The sequence below is a fragment of the Kitasatospora sp. NPDC098663 genome (assembly GCF_044760075.1).
Classification (GTDB): Bacteria; Actinomycetota; Actinomycetes; order Streptomycetales; family Streptomycetaceae; genus Kitasatospora.
Window position 1 is genome coordinate 71,102 of the sequence record NZ_JBIWAP010000026.1, and the last position, 17,827, is coordinate 88,928.

The 17,827-nt window shown below is 75.5% G+C and carries 12 protein-coding genes; 8 read left to right on the forward strand and 4 right to left on the reverse strand.

The features are described from left to right. Positions 1–64 precede the first annotated feature (64 nt). Positions 65–1,582: a DUF4153 domain-containing protein gene (locus tag ACIQVZ_RS26440; RefSeq protein WP_402453263.1), complete on the forward strand. Its 1,518-nt coding sequence runs from the start codon at positions 65–67 to the stop codon at positions 1,580–1,582. A gap of 179 nt (positions 1,583–1,761) precedes the next feature. Here ACIQVZ_RS26440 and ACIQVZ_RS26445 read toward each other — a convergent pair whose 3' ends face one another. Then, complete coding sequence (locus ACIQVZ_RS26445; protein WP_402453264.1) at positions 1,762–3,309, reverse strand: MFS transporter; 1,548 nt, start codon at positions 3,307–3,309, stop codon at positions 1,762–1,764. A gap of 312 nt (positions 3,310–3,621) precedes the next feature. Between ACIQVZ_RS26445 and ACIQVZ_RS26450 the strand changes: the two genes are divergently transcribed. The 3 genes from ACIQVZ_RS26450 to ACIQVZ_RS26460 all read left to right on the forward strand — a co-directional run bounded on the left by ACIQVZ_RS26450 (position 3,622) and on the right by ACIQVZ_RS26460 (position 5,834). Then, positions 3,622–4,227 (forward strand): TetR/AcrR family transcriptional regulator, encoded by a 606-nt coding sequence (locus ACIQVZ_RS26450; protein ID WP_350880127.1) that lies wholly within the window; start codon positions 3,622–3,624, stop codon positions 4,225–4,227. 131 nt (positions 4,228–4,358) lie between these two features. Beyond that, a complete protein-coding gene (locus tag ACIQVZ_RS26455) occupies positions 4,359–5,057 on the forward strand; it encodes a ribonuclease HII (RefSeq protein ID WP_350880125.1) in 699 nt (232 codons plus the stop codon). 99 nt (positions 5,058–5,156) lie between these two features. Beyond that, positions 5,157–5,834: a hypothetical protein gene (locus ACIQVZ_RS26460; RefSeq protein ID WP_402453266.1), complete on the forward strand. Its 678-nt coding sequence runs from the start codon at positions 5,157–5,159 to the stop codon at positions 5,832–5,834. 129 nt (positions 5,835–5,963) lie between these two features. On the opposite strand, the gene ACIQVZ_RS26465 is transcribed toward ACIQVZ_RS26460, so the two are convergent. Both ACIQVZ_RS26465 and ACIQVZ_RS26470 read right to left on the reverse strand, forming a co-directional pair. Further along, positions 5,964–6,602, reverse strand: a complete 639-nt coding sequence (locus ACIQVZ_RS26465; RefSeq protein ID WP_402453293.1) for a hypothetical protein — start codon at positions 6,600–6,602, stop codon at positions 5,964–5,966. A gap of 419 nt (positions 6,603–7,021) precedes the next feature. Next, a complete protein-coding gene (locus tag ACIQVZ_RS26470; RefSeq protein WP_350880119.1) occupies positions 7,022–9,217 on the reverse strand; it encodes a RecQ family ATP-dependent DNA helicase in 2,196 nt (731 codons plus the stop codon). A 228-nt stretch (positions 9,218–9,445) separates the two neighbouring features. Between ACIQVZ_RS26470 and ACIQVZ_RS26475 the strand changes: the two genes are divergently transcribed. Then, positions 9,446–11,002, forward strand: coding sequence for a DUF4192 domain-containing protein (locus tag ACIQVZ_RS26475; protein WP_402453267.1), 1,557 nt, complete (start codon positions 9,446–9,448; stop codon positions 11,000–11,002). 61 nt (positions 11,003–11,063) lie between these two features. Here the strand turns inward: ACIQVZ_RS26475 and ACIQVZ_RS26480 are convergent, their stop codons facing one another. Beyond that, positions 11,064–12,377 carry an alpha/beta fold hydrolase gene (locus ACIQVZ_RS26480; RefSeq protein WP_350880115.1) on the reverse strand — a complete coding sequence of 438 codons (1,314 nt, stop codon included), beginning with the start codon at positions 12,375–12,377 and terminating at the stop codon, positions 11,064–11,066. Between the two features lie 766 nt (positions 12,378–13,143). Between ACIQVZ_RS26480 and ACIQVZ_RS26485 the strand changes: the two genes are divergently transcribed. From ACIQVZ_RS26485 to ACIQVZ_RS26495, 3 genes are all read left to right on the forward strand, one after another. Further along, positions 13,144–15,267: a glycogen debranching N-terminal domain-containing protein gene (locus tag ACIQVZ_RS26485; RefSeq protein ID WP_402453294.1), complete on the forward strand. Its 2,124-nt coding sequence runs from the start codon at positions 13,144–13,146 to the stop codon at positions 15,265–15,267. 106 nt (positions 15,268–15,373) lie between these two features. Continuing rightward, a complete protein-coding gene (locus ACIQVZ_RS26490) occupies positions 15,374–16,132 on the forward strand; it encodes an NUDIX domain-containing protein (protein ID WP_350880113.1) in 759 nt (252 codons plus the stop codon). A gap of 228 nt (positions 16,133–16,360) precedes the next feature. Further along, entirely contained in the window at positions 16,361–17,827 is a 1,467-nt protein-coding gene (locus ACIQVZ_RS26495; RefSeq protein ID WP_402453269.1) for an ATP-binding cassette domain-containing protein, read from the forward strand.

Below are 17,827 nucleotides of genomic sequence, written 5' to 3' on the forward strand. Positions count from 1 at the left end.
GTCCACGCCCGCCCCGGCCGACCTGCCACCGGCGCCCGGACCCGCGACGCCTTGGGGGTCCGGCGTGTCCGCGCCGCCGCCGCACGGGTGGCTGCGCCCGAGTGACCCCGAGCGCAGGGCGGCCGCCACGCCCCGGGTCCTCCTCCTGGCGCTACTCACCGGCCTGCTGACGGCCTGGCTGCTGTTCGACGGCGTGGGCGTCAACCTGCTGATCTGCGCCGGGGCCACCGCTGCCGCGGCCGGTCTCGCCGCCCGGTCGGCGGGCCGCCGGATCCGGCCCTGGACGGTGGTGTGGAGCCTGCTCGCCGTCGCCCTGCTCGCCGTCCCGGCGCTCTGGGAGGCGGGCTGGCCGGTGACGCTGTCCATCGGGTGCGCGCTCGGCCTGGCCTCGCTCGCGCTGCACGGCGGCCGCCGCTGGGCGGGCGTCCTCCTCCCCCTGCCCGCCGTCCTCTGGCAGCTGCCGCCCGGCGCGCTCTGGCTGAGGGACGGGCTGCGCGGCCGGAGCCTGCCCCACCGGGGCCGGATCGTCCCGGTGCTCAAGGCGCTCGCGGTCGCCGCCGTCCTGCTGACCGTCTTCGGCCTGCTGTTCGCCGGTGCGGACGCCGCCATGGCGGACCTGCTGGGCAGCCTCAGCCCCAGTCTCGACCTCGGCGGGCTCCCGCTGCGCGCGGTGCTGTTCGTCCTGGGGGCGTTCACCGCCCTGGGCTTCGCCCACATCGCAGCCGGGCCCCGGCGCTGGGACCGTACGGTCGTCCGGCCGGGCCGGGCCCGCCGCCGACTGGAGTGGGCGCTGCCGCTGGTCGCGCTCAACCTGATGTTCGGCGCCTTCGCGGTGATCCAGGCACTGGTGGTGCTCGGTGGTGCCGACGCCGTCCTGCGCAACACCGGGATGAGCCGCTCCGAGTACGCCCGGCAGGGCTTCTGGCAGCTGAGCGCGATCACCGCGCTCACCCTGGTCGTGGTGGCGGTCGCCAAGCGCTGGGCCCCGCGCAGCACGCCCGCCGACCGCCGGGTGGCGCGGACCCTGCTCGGTGCGCTCTGCGTGCTCGCCCTGGTCGTGGTCGCCTCGGCGCTCGGCCGGATGTGGTTCTACGTCGACGCCTCCGGACTGACCAGGCTGCGGCTCTGGGTGCTGGTGGTCGAGGGCTGGCTCGGCATCGTCCTGCTGCTGCTGATCACCGCCGGGCTGACCCGCTCGGCGGGCTGGCTGCCCCGCGTCGTCGTCCTCAGCGGCATGCTCACGGCGGCGGTGTACGGGCTGATGGGCCCGGACGCGATCATCGCCGAGCAGAACGTCGCCCGCTTCGAGCGGACCTCCCGGATCGACCTGCGCAACGTCCGGGACCTCTCGCCGGACGCCGCCCCCGCCCTGGACCGGCTCCCCGCCGCCCAGCGGACCTGCGCGCTGCAGCTGATCCGCGCCGGACTGGAGAGCCACCCGGGGCAGCCCTGGTACGCGACCAGCGCCTCCGCCGCCCGGGCCCGGGAGATCCTGGCGCAACGGCCGCTGGTGGACCAGCTGGAGGAGGGGCGCACCTCCTGTGAGCGGGCCGGGATGAGGTACCAGGACCTCTGGCCCTGACGCCGGGCCTGACGCCTGCGTCCGTCTCGGGGGCCTTCGTTCGGGGCGGGGCCGGTGCGGAGCCGGTGCGAGGCCGGTACGAGGCCGGTACGAGGCCGGTGCGAGGCCGGGAAACGCGGCCGGGCCGGCCGGGAGCGTGCTGCTCCCGGCCGGCCCGGTCTGGTGTGCCCTGGTCGGGCTCAGTGCATCGCGACGCCGGAGGCCCCGCTCGGCAGGTCGCTGGCCTTGGCCTTGATCACGAAGACCGAGACCACCAGGGCCAGCCCGGCGAGCACGGCGCCCACGATGAAGCCGTGCGAAATCCCCTGGGTGAGGACCGAGTTGGCGGCGTCGGTGCCCTTCGGGAACTCGTGGTGCTGCTGGAGGTAGGCCAGCTGGTCCGGAGTGGCCGACTGGAGGAACTTCGGCTGCTGGAGCTTGCCCTCGGCGGTGGCGTAGTGCGCGAAGACCGTGGTCAGGATCGACAGCCCGAGCGAACCACCGATCTGCTGCATGGAGTTCAGCAGGCCGGATGCGGCGCCGGTCTCCTGACCGGGGACGCCCGCGACCGCGAGCAGCATCACCGGGACGAAGATCAGGCCCATGCCGAAGCCGAAGATGACCGTGGGGCCGAGCACCCCGTCCAGGTAGCCGCTGTCCTTGCTCATCTGGGTCAGCCAGGTGAGGCCGACGGTGACCAGCAGGGCGCCGCCCGCCATGAACGGCTTCGGGCCGTACTTGGCCTGGAGGCTGGAGGCGAGCTGCGCGGCGATGATGATCGACACGCTGATCGGGAGGAAGGAGACGCCGGCCTTCAGCGGGCTGTAGCCGAGCGGGCCCTGCACGAAGAGCGTGATGTAGAAGAAGATGCCGAACATGGCCGCGGCCAGGCAGAGCATCATCACCAGGCCGCCGGTGCGGTTGCGGTTGGCGAGCAGGTGCAGCGGGGTGATCGGCTGGTCGGTGCGGTTCTCGATCACGACGAACGCGGCGAGCAGCAGCACACCGCCGGCGAAGGAACCGAGAGTGATGCTGTCCGACCAGCCGTCCGAGGCGGCCCGGATGAACCCGTAGACCAGGCCGACCAGGCCGAGCGTCGAGGTGAGTGCGCCCGGCAGGTCGAAGCGGCCCGCGTGGCGCTCGGACTCGGCGATGTAGCGCGGTGCGGCGAGCGCGATCAGCGCCGCGATCGGCACGTTGACGAAGAAGACCCAGCGCCAGTCCAGGTACTCGGTGAGCAGGCCGCCGGCCAGCAGGCCGATCGCGGCACCGGACCCGGCCACCGCCGAGAAGACGCCGAACGCCTTGTTGCGTTCCGGCCCTTCCTCGAAGTTGGTGGCGATCAGGGCGAATGCCGTCGGTGAGCAGATCGCGCCGCCGATGCCCTGGAGCGCGCGGGCGGCCAGCAACATCCCGCCGTCCTGGGCGAAGCCGCCCAGCAGGGAGGCGAAGCCGAACAGCAGGGTTCCGAAGATGAACACCCTGCGGCGGCCGAGGATGTCGCCCGCGCGCCCGCCGAGCAGCAGCAGCCCGCCGAAGGTCAGCGTGTAGGCGTTGATGACCCACGACAGGTTGGTGGTCGAGAAGTTCAGCGCGTCCCTGATCTGCGGCAACGCGATGTTCACGATGGTGGCGTCGAGCACCACCATCAACTGCGTGGCCGCGATGACGGTCAGGGTGATGCCCTTGCCCCGGCCCTTACTGCTCTGTGGTGGTGAGTTCTTGGTGATCGTGTCGGAGATAGCCACGATTGTGCCCCCTGCTGGCTATGTGCCTGGCTGCGTGCTTCGTACGCTGCGGACCGACTGGTCCGGCGTGAGCCCACGGTCTGGCGCGGGCTAGGAAGGAACGGGATCGTTCACTAATGTGGACGATATCCTGGGCCTGATTGTGAACGCAAGCGTTCCCTAAGGATGGTGGCGATGGATCGGTTGGTGCGGCGCCTCACGGCGGACCGGGCGGCCGGGCGGGCGGGCGCCCGACCGCTTGAGGCGGTGGACGTGCCCCCGTCACCCCCAGCGCCACCGGGGGCGGCGCCCGAGCCGGCGGCTCACTGCCCGATGCGGGTCGCCCGCGCGGCCCTCGCGCGGCCGGTGCGGCGCCGGGGGAAGGAACTGGAGGACGCGATCTTCGCGGCCACGATCGACCAGCTCACCTCCGGCGGATACGCGCGGCTCACGATGGAAGGCGTCGCCGGCGCGGCGCGGACCGGGAAGGCCGCGCTCTACCGGCGCTGGGCATCCAAGGACGAACTGGTCATCGACGCCCTGGACGCCACTCTCCCACGCCCCTACGACACCCCCGACCTCGGGTCCGCGGATCTCGAATTGCGGCAGCTCATCGAGCTGTTCATGGGCGCGATGAACTCCCCGACGGGCGCCGCGATCCAGACGCTGATGGGCGAGATCGACCATGAACGGGCCGAGGTGTTCAAGGACTTCATCGGCCAGCGGGTGATCGAGCCGACCAAGGAGACCATCCTGGCGATCCTGCGCCGCGGCGCCGACCGGGGCGATGTCCGGCCTGGCGCGGCCACCGCGCTGGTCGCGGACGTCGTCCCGGCGATGCTGCTGTACCAGGTGAAGATCTGCGGCCGGGAGAACATGGGGCCGGACTTCGGGGCCCGGCTGCTGGACGAGGTGCTGTACCCGCTGATCCGCGCCTGAGAGCGGCTGCGGCTGCGGTTGCGGCTCCGCAGGCGGGGCTGCCGGCGGCCGGCCCGGAAGGCTGGGCGGCGGGGCTTAGGCTGGATGCTGCCCGGCTGAACGGGCTGCCCCTCCGCCGAACGGAACTCGCGATGCCCATCGTCCCGCCGACGCACTCCGTCGAGCGCTCGCTCCGCCGGGCCGGCGCCAAGATCGTCGTCGGCCTGGACGAGGTCGGGCGCGGCGCCTGGGCCGGCCCGGTCACCGTGGGCGCGGCCGTCACCGGCCTGCGCAGGGCCCCGGAGGGGCTGACCGACTCCAAGCTGCTCACCGAACTGCGCCGCCGCGCGCTCGCCCCGCTCCTCGCCGACTGGGTCACCGCCTACGCGCTCGGCCATGCCTCGCCGCAGGAGTGCGACGAACTCGGCATGACGGCGGCGCTGCGGCTGGCCGCCGTCCGCGCGCTGGAGGCGCTGCCGGTCGAGCCCGACGCGGTGATCCTGGACGGCAAGCACGACTACCTGGGCGGCCCCTGGCGGGTGCGCACGGTGATCAAGGGCGACCAGTCCTGCATCTGCGTCTCCGCCGCCTCGGTGCTCGCCAAGGTCCACCGCGACGGGCTGATGGCCGAACTCGGCGAGGAATGCCCGGAATACGGCTTCGCGGACAACGCCGGCTACCCGTCCCCGGTGCACCGCGCCGCGCTGGAGGAGTTCGGACCCACCGGGCATCACCGGCTCTCCTGGGCATACCTGGACGCGCTGCCGAAGTGGCGGCACCTGAAGCGCGTCCGGGACGTCGCGGGTGCGGCCGAAGGCTCCGCCGACGAACAGTTGACGCTCGGTTTCTGACGGTCCGTCTGGAATTGCCTGGGTGGGGCGGTGGGTGTGCGGTGCCCAATGGGTGGGGTGCGCGTGCGTGTTCGAGCGGCATTTGATAGATATCCGGGTATGCCTGTCTTCCCCGAGGAGTCGGAGATTCACGAGAGCCTCCCGGGCCCCGGCGTTCCCTTCCCCCGCGAGTCGGACGCACAAGCCCTCCGCGCGCCTGCCAACGGCGGCGCTTCTTCCACCGCACCCACCACCGTCGCCGCCGCTCCGGTGCCCGGGCCCCGTCCGGCACCGCCGCGTCCGGCACCCCCGCGCGCCGACCGCTCCGGTCCGCCGCGCCTGATCCCCAAGCCCTCGCCGGCGCAGCGCCGTTCGGGCGGCGCCGAACCACAGGTCGAGATCCAGCGCCTCGCCGCCACCCCGGCGCAGGCGCTGGAACGCGCGGACGACGCGGTCGACCGGCTGCTGGACGCCGGCCGCAATCCGGGCGACATCCTGGTGCTGACGGTCGGCGAGGCGCACCCCTGGCAGCAGCACGAACTCTCCTTCGGTGAGGAGCGCTACTGGGCGCAGCTCGCCGAGGGCGGGGACGTGTTCTACGCGGACGTCGCGCTGACCCGCCCGGTGCGCCGGGAGGTGGTCGTCCTGGTGGTCAATGGCGGGACGGCCGCCCGGGCCGCCGAGGCCCACGCCAAGGCGCTCGGCCACACGACCGCGTTGCTCGTGGTCTGCGGCGACGCAGGCCCGGTCGTCACCGGGGCCGCCGGAACCACGCCCGGCCGTTCGATCGGCGCCTGACCACGACCGAGCCACCCCGGGCCCGGCGCCGCACGGTGCCGGGCCCGGGGTCCGTCGTACCCCGGTGGCGGCGAGAGCGTACGGTCCGGGGCGCGGGCCGGCCCGTGGGTGTCGGCGGGTTCAGCGGGTTCAGCGGGTGCCGGTGCGCCGGGCCGGCTGGACGGCGGCGACCCGCGCCGGGGGCCACGGGTGCTCGGACTGCCGGGCGTGCTGGGCCCGTTCGGCCGCCTGGTGCCGGGCGCGCTGGCCGCGCGGGGCGTCCAGCGCCGAGCGCGGTGGCAGTTCCGTGACGGTGTGCACCACCCCGTCCGCCCACGAGCCCGCGTGCGGATCGCGCCCGCTCCGGCCGTCCCCGAGGACGTGCCAGCCCGCCGGGGTGAGCCCGATGTACGAGCCGCAGCGCAGACCGTGCAGGCCGGCCGCGTCCCGCAGCGCCCACATCCAGGCGCCGTCCTGCTCGGTCCAGCCGGGCGCGCCCTCGCGGCAGCGCAACAGCACGGCCGTGCGGGTCGGTTCGGCCAGCCGCAGGTCGTGCGGGGTGATCTGGCGCAGGTGCGTGAGCAGGGCGTTGCGGTGCTGCCAGCCGTCGGTGTCGTGTGGCCAGGGCGTGAACGAGGCCGAGGCGGACACGTGGTGCAGCGCGTTGAGGACGGCGATCACGACCGTGCCCGGCTGGGGCAGGTGGCGCTGGTGCAGTTCCACGACGAACTCGCGCGGGTCGCGCAGCAACGGGATCCCCGAGGCGGTCCAGGTCTCCAGGTCCAGCAGCCGTCTGGGCGCCGAACTCCGGGCGAGGGGATGCTGACCTCGGCCGATACCGTTGATCACGATCCTCCTTCCTGACCCACTGGCACGCGGGTACGTGGGTACGCCGAAGGCCGGGTCCAGCGGACAGGGTTTCGGGTACGCGCCAATTCTCGCGGTATCCGGGGTGGAGCGGCAACGATGAAACGATGAACGCCACCCGAAAGCCCACGTTCCGCCGGATATGTTCCACCGCGCTCCGAGCGTCGTTCGGGCGGCGTCGGACCTTGATCCAGACCGTGTGCGGGGTCAGGTGAACCGCCATCGCCACGGTGACCACTCCTTTCCCCGCTCCGGCGTCCCGCGTGTTCGCGAGTGGGCTGCTTTCTCCCTTCGTTAGGCCATTCGAGTGATGGGTGGAATGGCGGCCCACTGCCGCCCGGTCACCCCTGCACGGCCAGCACCAGGGGCAACACCGCGCTCGCCCCGGCACGGCGCAGCAGCCTGGCGGCCACGGTGACCGTCCAGCCCGAGTCGACGAGGTCGTCCACCAGCAGCACCGGCCCGCCGGCCTCGGCCACCGCCTGCGCCACCTCCGGCGGCAGCGTCAGCGCGCCGGCCAGCGAGTGCAGTCGCTGGGCGCTGTTGCTGCGCGCGCCGTGCGGGGGCCGACCGTCGGCGTACTCGATCCGGCCGAGCAGCGGCAGCCGGCCGATCTCGGCGATCCGCGCACCGAGGCTGCCCACCAGCTGGGGGCGGGTCGAGGAGGCCATGGCCACCACGCCGACCGGCCGCTCCAGTCGGGCGCCGTCCGCCGTCGCGGGCCCGGCCCAGCCGCCGGGGCCGCGGGCCCAGTCGGCGAGCACCGCGACCAGGGCGTCCACGGCCTCGCCGGGGACCGGTACGTCCGGGGCCTGCTCGGCCAGCAGGGCGCGCAGCCGGTTGCCCCAGCCGATGTCGGACAGCCGGCCGAGCGCCCGCCCGTTCTCGGCCTGCTCGCCCGCCGGGATCCGGCCCTTGAGGGGCACGCCGAGGGAGTCCATCCCGGTGGGCCAGAGCCGGCGCGGCTCGAAGCTGATGCCCGGGCGGCCGAGGGCGGCCCGGGCCGCTTCCAGCGCCTCGGCGGAGACCTCGGCGGTGTGCAGCGGCCCCGCGCAGTTGTCGCACCGGCCGCACGGACGGGCCTGCTCGTCGTCCAGCTGGCGGCGCAGGAACTCCATCCGGCAGCCGGTGGTCGCCGCGTACTCGCGCATCGCCCGCTGCTCGGCCTCGCGGGAGGCCGCGACCTTGGCGTACCGGGCGGTGTCGTACGCCCAGCTCTGCCCGGTGGCCGTCCAGCCGCCCTTGACCCGGCGGACGGCGCCGTCCACGTCGAGCACCTTGAGCATGGTCTCCAGCCGGGTGCGGCGCAGGTCCACCCGGGGCTCCAGCGCGGCGGTGGACAGCGGGCGGCCGGCCTCGGCCAGCGCGTCGATGGTGCGGCGGACCTGCTCCTCCGGCGGGAAGGCCAGCGAGGCGAAGTAGCGCCAGATCGCCTCGTCCTCGCGCCCGGGCAGCAGCAGCACCTCGGCCCGGTCGACGCCGCGCCCGGCCCGGCCGACCTGCTGGTAGTAGGCGATCGGCGAGCTGGGCGAGCCGAGGTGCACGACGAAGCCCAGGTCGGGCTTGTCGAAGCCCATGCCCAGCGCGGAGGTGGCGACCAGCGCCTTGACCCGGTTGGCCAGCAGGTCGGCCTCGGCGGTGCGGCGCTCGGCGTCCTCGGTGCGGCCGGAGTAGGAGGCCACCGGGAAGCCCCGCTCGCGCAGGAAGGTCGTCACCTCCTCGGTGGCGGCCACCGTCAGGGTGTAGACGATGCCCGAGCCCGGCAGCCGGTCGAGGTGGTCGGCGAGCCAGGCCAGCCGGTGCGCCGGGTCGGGCAGGGGCAGCACGCCCAGGGTGAGGCTCTCCCGGTCGAGGGGCCCGCGCAGCACCAGGGCGTGCTCGTCGGTGCTGCCGGTGCCGAGTTGCTCGGCGACGTCCGCGGTGACCCGGGCGTTGGCGGTGGCGGTGGTGGCCAGCACCGGGACGCCGGGCGGGAGCTCGGCGAGCATTGTGCGCAGTCGGCGGTAGTCGGGGCGGAAGTCGTGGCCCCAGTCCGAGATGCAGTGGGCCTCGTCGACCACGAGCAGGCCGGTGGAGGCGGCGAGCTTGGGCAGCACCTGGTCGCGGAAGTCGGGGTTGTTCAGCCGCTCGGGGCTGACCAGCAGGACGTCGACCTTCCCGGCGGAGACCTCGGCCTGGATCTCGTCCCACTCGTCGGTGTTGGCCGAGTTGATGGTCCGGGCGTGGATGCCGGCCCGGGCCGCCGACTCGACCTGGTTGCGCATCAGGGCGAGCAGCGGGGAGACGATCACCGTCGGCCCGGCGCCCCGGGCCCGGAGCAGGGCGGTGGAGATGAAGTAGACCGCGGACTTCCCCCAGCCGGTGCGCTGCACGACCAGGGCGCGGCGGTGGTCGACCACGAGGGCCTCGATGGCCGTCCACTGGTCCTCGCGCAGGGCGGCACCTGGCCCGGCGAGCTCGCGCAGGACGGCCTCGGCCCGCGCCCGGACCTCGGCGCGGTCGGCGGTGGCGGTGGTGTGGTTCTCGGGCTGCTGCATGGCGTCCATGTAACCCCGAGCCGCTGACATGGGGCGAATGCCGGGGCTGCGGAGAGGTGGAGGCCGGATGTATTTCATCAGCTCCTCAGCTGAACGGCCGCCGACTAATCACCCGGAGGAGTGGGCACGGCGTGCTCCGAATGAGGGAAGCGGAAAACGAGGGCGGAGTTATCCACAGGAAAAGAGAAAAATCCGGTGCGTCTCTCGGATTGCGTCACGCTTCCGGTCATGAACGCCGCTGACAACCGGAGCGTCATGAACAACGGGAGCGTCATGAACCACGAGCGCGTCACCCTGTCCCTCGGCCCGTCCTCCGGCCACCGGCCGGTCACCATGCGCGGCCCGGCCGACATGGCCGAACTGCTGCCCTACCTCCTGGGGTTCTACCCGGACGACAGCATCGTCGCGGTCGGCCTCCAGGGCCCCGACCTGCACCAGGGCGGAGTGATCCGGGCGGACGTCCCGGAGTCGCCCGAACAGTGGCCGGCTGCGGCGGAGGAGACGGCCGCCCTGCTGGTCGCCCTCTCCGAGCGCCACGGCGAGCGGCCGGTCCAGGTGCTCCTCTACCTCTGCCAGGATCCGACCACGGCGCACGCCCCTCCGGTGGTGGACGGTCTGCGGCCGCTGGCGGGCGACCTCCGCACGGCCTTCGGGCGCAGGGGGGTGGCCGTCAAGGAGTCGCTCTGCGTCTCGGACGGCCACTGGTGGTCCTTCCTCTGCCGCCGCGCCGGGTGCTGCGATCCGGCGGGCAACCCGATCCGCCGTGCTCTCGGTCCGGGCCCGGCGGCCGCCGCCGCGGCGTTCGCCGGTCTCGCGCCGCGTGGCAGCCGGAAGGCGATCATCGGCGGGCTGGCCCCGATCGGCCCGCCGGGGGCGGACACCCAGCGTGCGGCGCTCGCCCGGGCCGAGGCGGCCGAGGCCGCCAACGGTGCTGACGGCTCCGGGGGCGCGGTCGTCCAGGAGCAGGGCGCCGACTTGCTCGACCAGGCCTTCGCCGAGTTCGCGGCCGGGGCCCGGGAGCTCGACGAGGAGCGGGCGGCCCGGCTGCTGGTCGCCCTGCGGGACCGCCTCACCCGGGATCGCGGAGTCGAGTACACCCGGCCCGCCGAGCTCGCGCCCGCCGAGCGGCTCTGGCGCTTCCTCGCCCGGCGCGCCGTGCCGCCCTACGAGGGCTGCGCGGTGGCCCCGCTCACCCTGCTGGCCTGGGCCTCCTGGGTGGCGGGGGACACTGCGACGGCCCGCGTCGTGCTGGGCCGCGTCCTCCGACTCGACCCGTCCTACCTGCTGGCCGAGCTGCTGTACGAGTCGTTGAACGACGGCATGACGCCCGACGCGCTGCTCGCGGCGGTCGAGGCGCAGCGTCGGCGGCGCGAGGCGGGCGGGCCCGTGCCGGCGCCCGGCGGCGAACCGGGTCCGGCGCCCACGGAGGGCCCGGGTGGCGGCCAGGCGGGCCGCGGTGGGCCGTCGGGGCTGCCCGGGCCGGCAGGGGCCTCACGCCGCCGCCGGCCCGCCCGTCGGAAGGCCTCGGAGGCGGCTCAGGCCACGGCGGCGGCCGAGCGAGGCCCGGTCGGCCCCGACGAGCCGGCGCCGCGTCCGGACGGTCCGGGCCCGCTCGCCCTGCTGCCGGTGCCCGGGTGCGCTCCGGTGCCCCGGCAGCGGTCCGCCCGGGGTCTGCGGCTCGGTCGGGCGGTGGTGTCCCGGGCCGCCGCCGCACCGTCGGCCGCCGGGCGCCACCGGTGCCGGGGCATCCGGCGGGCGGCGAGGGGAGCCCACCATGCGCGCTGACCTCTCCGGGCGTCCTCCAGGGGCCGTCCGGAGCCTCGCCGCCCGGCCCGGGCGGGCTTCGCTAGGCCTCGCCGTGCGCCAGCTTGATCAGGCGGTCGAGCACCTTGCCGCCGCTCGCCCGAACGCCGTCGTGCTCCCACTCGTTGGTGATCCAGGTCCGCAGACCGCGTACCGCGCGGGCGGTCGCCAGCGAGTCGGCGGTGTCCACGTACATGTCGTCGTGGTAGACCGCCGCCACGACGGGGACGGTGTTGGCGGCCAGTCGTGCCGGGTCGTACAGGTCGGGCCAGTCGGTGCGGGCGGCCAGCAGGTCCGCGGTCTCCTTCAGCGGACGCAGCGCCGGGTCGGTGTCGAACATCCAGGGGTAGATCATCTCCCCGGTGAACAGCACCGGTGCGTCGGAGTCCAGCGCCGCCCGGGCGTCGAACTGCGGGAACTCCTTGCGGACCCGCTCGGCCGACCAGGCGGTGCCGCCCTGGTCCACCGAGCGCTGGCCGTAGATCGACTCGTGCAGCACGGCGTACAGGGGGCCCTCCGCGAAGGAGAGCTTGGCCTGGACACCGGCCAGGAAGGTGTCGGACAGCTCGGGGCCGGCCGCGCCGTCCACCCAGGCCTCCTCCAGCAGGTAGTGCAGGGTGCCGGAGCCGCTGCCGCCGCCGAGCATCAGCCCGAGGGCCTGGAACGCCTCGACGGTCAGCAGTCCGCCGTCGGGCAGCGTCGCGGGGGCGGCGGCGAGGTGCGCGGCGATCCGCCGTACCGCCTCGACGTCCTGCGGGAACCTGGCGTAGTGGTCCTCGTTCTTGTGGACCACCCGCGGGTAGGCGGCGCGGTAGACGTCGTCCGCCGAGCTGCCGAGGCCGGACAGGCCTCCGGTGATGAAGGCCTCGGCCAGGCCCTCGGGGGCGAAGGAGAGGTAGGTGAGGGTGCAGAAGCCGCCGAAGCTCTGGCCGAGCACGCTCCAGCGTCGGTCCGCGCCGAGCAACTGGTGGCGGATCAGCTCGGCGTCCCGCACGATCGAGTCCGCACGGAAGTGCGCCAGGTAGTCAGCCTGCTCCTGGGCACCGCCGCGCCGGGCGAGGGTCTGCCGGGTCGCGGGTGTGGAGCGACCGGTGCCGCGCTGGTCGAGCAGGAGCACTCGGTAGTCGTCGAGGGCGCGTTCCAGCCAGGCGTCGCGGCCGAGCGGGCGGGCGGCCTTGCCGCCGGGCCCGCCCTGGAGGAAGACCAGCCAGGGCAGGTCGGCCTGCTCGCGGCCGGCGGCCACCACCTCGCGGGCGTACACCTCGATCTGCTCGCCCTGCGGGTCGGCGTGGTCGAGAGGGGCCTGGAAGACGTGGTCGGTCGTAACAATCCCGGGCAGCCGGCTGACGGTGGACATGCAACTCCTCGGTCTCTGCTGGTCACAGCGGTCAGGTCGCGGCTCACGGGGTCACCGGGTGCGGGCGCCGCGACCCCCGCACCGTATCCTGACCGCGGTCGGGCACCGGTTCGACGGCCACCGCCCACTCGACCAGGCATACGATGCCGGGCCGGGGCGGGTTGCACGGCAGGCCGCGGGCCGGGACGCAGCCGCCACCACCCGACGGCGAGACCGCGCCGCCCTGGTGGCAGCCCGGTGACGGCCCGACCGTGACGGCTCGACGGCTGCGGCACGACCGCCCGGCGGGCCGGGCTCGACGGGCCGCACCCGTCGCCGGGCGTGACCTGGAGGCGGTGCGCGGCGTTCACCCCGGGGGGCCGGCGACCGGCCGACGGCCGTCCGGCGGCAGGTTCCGGGCGGACCGTTCGCCGAGCGGGGTGGCCACAGCGCCGGGGCGCCGGAGCCTGCGGGGCCCGCCCGGGCCACCTGGCCCGGCCGCCGCCGCAGGCCCACGGGCCGGGCGTCACCGGCACTCAGGGCCACCGGACCTGACGACGTACCGGGCGCCGTGGCGGGCCCGACGCGAAGGCGCGGCGCGCCGGTACCGGCCCGGTACCGCGCACCGCATGGCACGGCCCGGCACCGGGTACGGCCAGACACGGCACACCCGCCGACGGGGCACCCCGCCGGCCCGGCACCATCAGCACGCGATCGAGCGTGCTCGCGGCCCACCGGCCTGACCAGGCCACCGGACCGCCGAGGGGAGGAGAGTCCGGTGACCGCCATGAGGCCACCACAGGCCATGCCGGCCGAGAGCGTGGTCGGCGCGCCGAGACCGGTCGGCCGTCCCGACCAGGTCCAGACGGCCGGACCGACGGGGGCGCCCGTCGGCCCGAGTCGGCTCGCGGCCCCGCCAAGGCCGCAGCCCCCCGCCGTCCACCACGCGGTGCTCTGCGTCAACGCCCCTGCGATGGCCGCTTCCGGACCGGACGGCCAGCTGCGCGGCCACGGCCTGCACGGCTTCTACCGCAACGGCGTCCGGGTGCTCGCCCGGATGGAACTGCGTCTGGGCGGCATGGAGCCGCTGCCGCTCCAGGGCGCCCTGACCAGCACCGCGCAGGCCCGCTTCCTCGGCGCCGTCCGGCTCCCCGGCGACCTCGACCCGGACCCGGCGCTCACCGTCGAGCGGCTGCGCCACGCGGACGGGGTGGAGACCGTCATCGTGCGCAACACCGGCGGCCGGCCCGCCCGGCTGCCGATGGAGATCGCCCTCGGTACCGACCTCGGCCCGGTCGCCGAGATCGCCGCCGGGCACCGCCCGGCCGACCTGCCGGGCCAGGTGCAGTCCGCCGGGCTGCGCTGGGCCGGCCCAGCGCACAGCGCGGTGGTCAGCGCCAAGCCCTCCCCGCACGCGGTGCTGGCCGGGGCCGGGGTGCTCCGGTGGGACCTGGAGGTGCAACCCGGCGCCCGCTGGTCGGTCGAGCTGCGCGCCGAACTGGAGGGCACCGCCCCCGGCCCGCGGCCGCCCGGCGGGCGGGGCACGGGCGTGCCGCTGCCCTGGGCCGAACCGGAGGTCCGCAGCGACGATGCCCGGGCCGCCCTGCTGGTCACCCGCTCCCTGGACGCCCTCGGCGGGCTGCTGTTCGCCGACCCGGACCGCCCGACCGACCTCTACCCGGCCTCCGGCGCGCCCTGGCGCTTCGGCCTCGCCCCGGCCGACGCGCTCTGGGCCGCCCGGCTCACCCTGCCGCTCGGCACCCGGCTCGCCGCCGGCACCCTGCGGGCGCTGGCCCGCCGTCAGCAGCCCGCCGCCGCCCCGGGCCGCACCGAGGGCCTGCTGCCGGGCGTCCTTCGGCACGGCGGCCCCGAGCTGCCGCCCACCTGCACCGCCACCGAGGCCACCCTGCTGTTCGTCACCGTGCTGGCCGAGGCCTGGCGCTGGGGCCTGCCCCGCACGGAGACCGCCGACCTGCTCCCGGCCGCCGAGCGGGCCCTGACCGCCCTCCGCGAGGGCCTGGTCGACGGTTTCGTCACCGACCTCAGCCGCCCGGCGGAGGACCGCGCCGCCCACCCGGTGGCCGCCCGGGCCGAGGTCCAGGCGCAGGCCCACCGCGCCGCCCTGCACGGCGCCGAACTGCTGGAGGCCTTCGGCCGCCCCGGCGCCGGGGAGTGGCGCGGCTGGGCCGCCGAACTGCGCGGGCGCTTCCGCGAGCGGTTCTGGATCGACGACCTCTCCGGCGGCCGCCCCGCCGCCGCGCTGGCGCCGGGCGGCCAGCCGTTGCCGGCCGTCGCCTCCTGCCTGGTGCACCTGCTGGACACCGGGCTCGCCGCCGACGGCGGTCGGCACGAGAGCCTGCTGGACCGGGAACAGACCCGGCTGCTGGCCCAGCGCCTGGCCGCGCCGGAGCTGGACAGCGGCTGGGGCCTGCGCACGCTCAGCGCCAAGTCCCCCCGATTCAACCCGCTGGGCCACCGCGGCGGCGCGGTACGCGTCCACGAGACCGCGCTGGCGATCGCCGGGCTGGCCGAAGCCGGCCACGAGAACGAGGCCGGCGCCCTGCTGGAGGGCCTGCTCGCCGCGGCCGCCCACTACGAGGGGCGGCTGCCGGAGATGTACGCGGGGGAGCAGCGCATCCCCGGCTGCCCGCCGGTGCCGCACCCGGCCGCCTGCCGCCCGGCGGCGGTCTCGGCGGCCGGCGCCGCGCACGCGGTGTTCGCGCTCGCCGGGGTCCGCCCCGACGTGCCGGGCGGCCGGGTCCTGGTCCGCCCGGCCAGCACCGCTCCGCTCGGCGAGCTGGAGCTGACCGGCCTGCGGGTCGCGGGCGAGCCCTTCTCGGTCCGGGTGAGCCGGATCGGCGTGGCGATGGTCGAGGAGGCCTCCGCGGAGCTGCAACTGGTCGCCCGCTGATACCCCTGCCCGGGCCCGCCCGGCTCCGGCGACACCTCAGGCGGGCCGTGCGCGGTCCGTGTACGGGCCTGTGCTTATCGTCAGAGAGACGACTATGATCGTCGCCATGTCGCGCTACGATCCGTCGGCCTTCCCCCCGTTCGCTGTCACGGTTGACCTGGTGGTGCTGACGGTGCGCGACCACGCGCTCTGCGCCCTGCTGGTCAGACGCGGTGAGCCGCCGTTCCAGGGGTACTGGGCACTGCCCGGCGGCTTCGTCCGCCCGGACGAGGGCCTGGCCGAGGCCGCCTCCCGGGAGCTGGCCGAGGAGACCGGCCTGCGCGCGCACTCCGCCCCGGGCCACGAGGCGGTCGGCCCCGGCGCGGCCGGTGCCCACCTGGAGCAGCTCGCCACCTACGGCCACCCGCAGCGCGACCCCCGGATGCGGGTGGTCAGCGTCGCCTACCTGGTCCTCGCCCCCGACCTGCCGACCCCCCGGGCCGGCGGCGACGCCAGCAGCGCCCGCTGGGCCCCGGTCGGCGAACTGCTCGGCCGGAGCCCGGTCGACGGCGTCCCGCTCGCCTTCGACCACGGGCTGATCCTCGCCGACGGCGTGGAACGCGCCCGCTCCAAGATCGAGTACTCCTCCCTCGCCACCGCCTTCTGCCCCACCGAGTTCACCGTCGGCGAGCTGCGCCGGGTCTACGAAGCGGTCTGGGGCGTGGTCCTGGACCCGCGGAACTTCCACCGCAAGGTCACCGGCACCCCCGGCTTCCTGCTGCCCTCCGGCGGCACGACGACCCGTCAGGGCGGCCGCCCCGCCCAGCTGTTCACCGCGGGCGGCGCGACCGTCCTCAACCCGCCCATGCTGCGCCCGGAGTCCTGACCCGGCCCCGGCCCGCCGCCGGCTCCCCCCGACCCGGGAATCGCAGGATCGGATTGTCCCCTGATCGGGTGAGGTGGGTGGCCGACGGGCCCGCGCCGCTCCCGTAATGCCCGGAATCTCCGTCACCGGCCCCTAATGTGCTGGCGCGGGGCCGTGTTGGCACGCGCCAACACACCAGGGGGCGCCCCGCGTCGGGCAGGTCGGCCGAGGGCATGGGAGCAGGCAGCGATGATCCAGATCACCGGACTGACCAAGGTCTACCGCAAGGGCGCGCCGCCCGCGGTGCTCGATCTGACCTTCGACGCCAGGCCCGGCATGGTGACCGCGCTGCTCGGCGCCGAGGGCGCAGGCAAGTCCACCGCGCTGCGGCTGATGCTCGAACTCGAACGCGGCCAGGGCATCACGCTCTTCGACGGCCGCACCTACCGCCGGCTGCGCCGCCCCGAGCGCGAGGTCGGCGTGCTGCTGCCCGGCCCCGGGCCGGGCGCGGCCGCCGTGGCGGGCCATCCGGGCCGCAAGGCTCACGGCCACCTGCGGATGCTGGCCGCAGCGGTCGGCGCCTCCGCACGGCGGGCCGACGAACTGCTGGAGCAGACCCGGCTGGCCGCCGTCGCCGGGCAGCGGCTGCGCAGCTTCTCGCCCGGCATGCACCGCCGGCTGGCCCTGGCCGCGGCCTTGCTCGGCGACCCCGGCACGCTGCTGCTGGACGCGCCGACCGAGGGACTGTCCCCGCGCAACGTCGAGTGGTTCCACTCCTTCCTGCACTCGTTCGGCGTCGCCGGCGGGACGGTCCTGGTGACCACCCGCACCCCGCAGGAGGCCGCGCAGCTCGCCGACCGGGTCATCACGCTGGACCGCGGCCGGCTGGTGGCGGACCAGCCGGTGGCGGAGTTCCGCCGGACCAGGCTCAGCCCCGAAGTGGCCGTCCGCGGGCCGCAGATGGCGCGGCTGGCCGACCTGCTGGTCGGTCAGGGCGCCGAGGTGCGGCGGGACGGCGGCGCGGGCCTCGCCGTGGCGGGCGTCGACCGTACCGAGATCGGTGAACTCGCCTATCGCCACGGCATCCTGCTGCACGAGCTGGCCGACCGGGTGGTCGAGCAGCCGGCGCCCCGGGTCGCCCTGCCGGTCGCTTCGGGCCGCTCCGGCCACCTCCGTGTCCAGTCGGGCCCCACCACCTCCGAACCGAGCCCCGAACGCGGCCCTGAACCCGGCCCTGAACCCGGCCCCGAGCCCGCTCAGGACCCGGCCGCCGACGTCCCGGTCGTCACCGTCCCGCGCCACCGGGGCGCCCGCCGCTCGGAGGCCCGGCCGCCGGCCGCCCACCACCGGGACGAGGCGGCGCTGCCCACCCGCGCCCTGCCGGCCGCCTCGGCCGCGACCGCCCTCTCCGCCCTCGGTGCCACCACCCGTCGGGCCGAGCCCGCCGAGCCCACCCCGACCGTCGTCGTGGAGCGGCTGTTCCGTGACGGCCCCGGCGCCCTGGCCGGATCCGCGTCGGCCCTCGCCCCGACCCCCGACCCCGCTGCCGGCGCCGGGAAGTCCGCGCCCGACCCGACCAGGGGCCGCGAGAGCGCCGCCGACCTGCTGACCGACGACACCGTCCGCCTCGGCCGCCCGGCCGGGGCCCGGGCCGCGACCCCGGCCCCCGGCGTTCCCGTCAGCCCCGCCACCCCCGACGACCACCGGAGCGAGTGA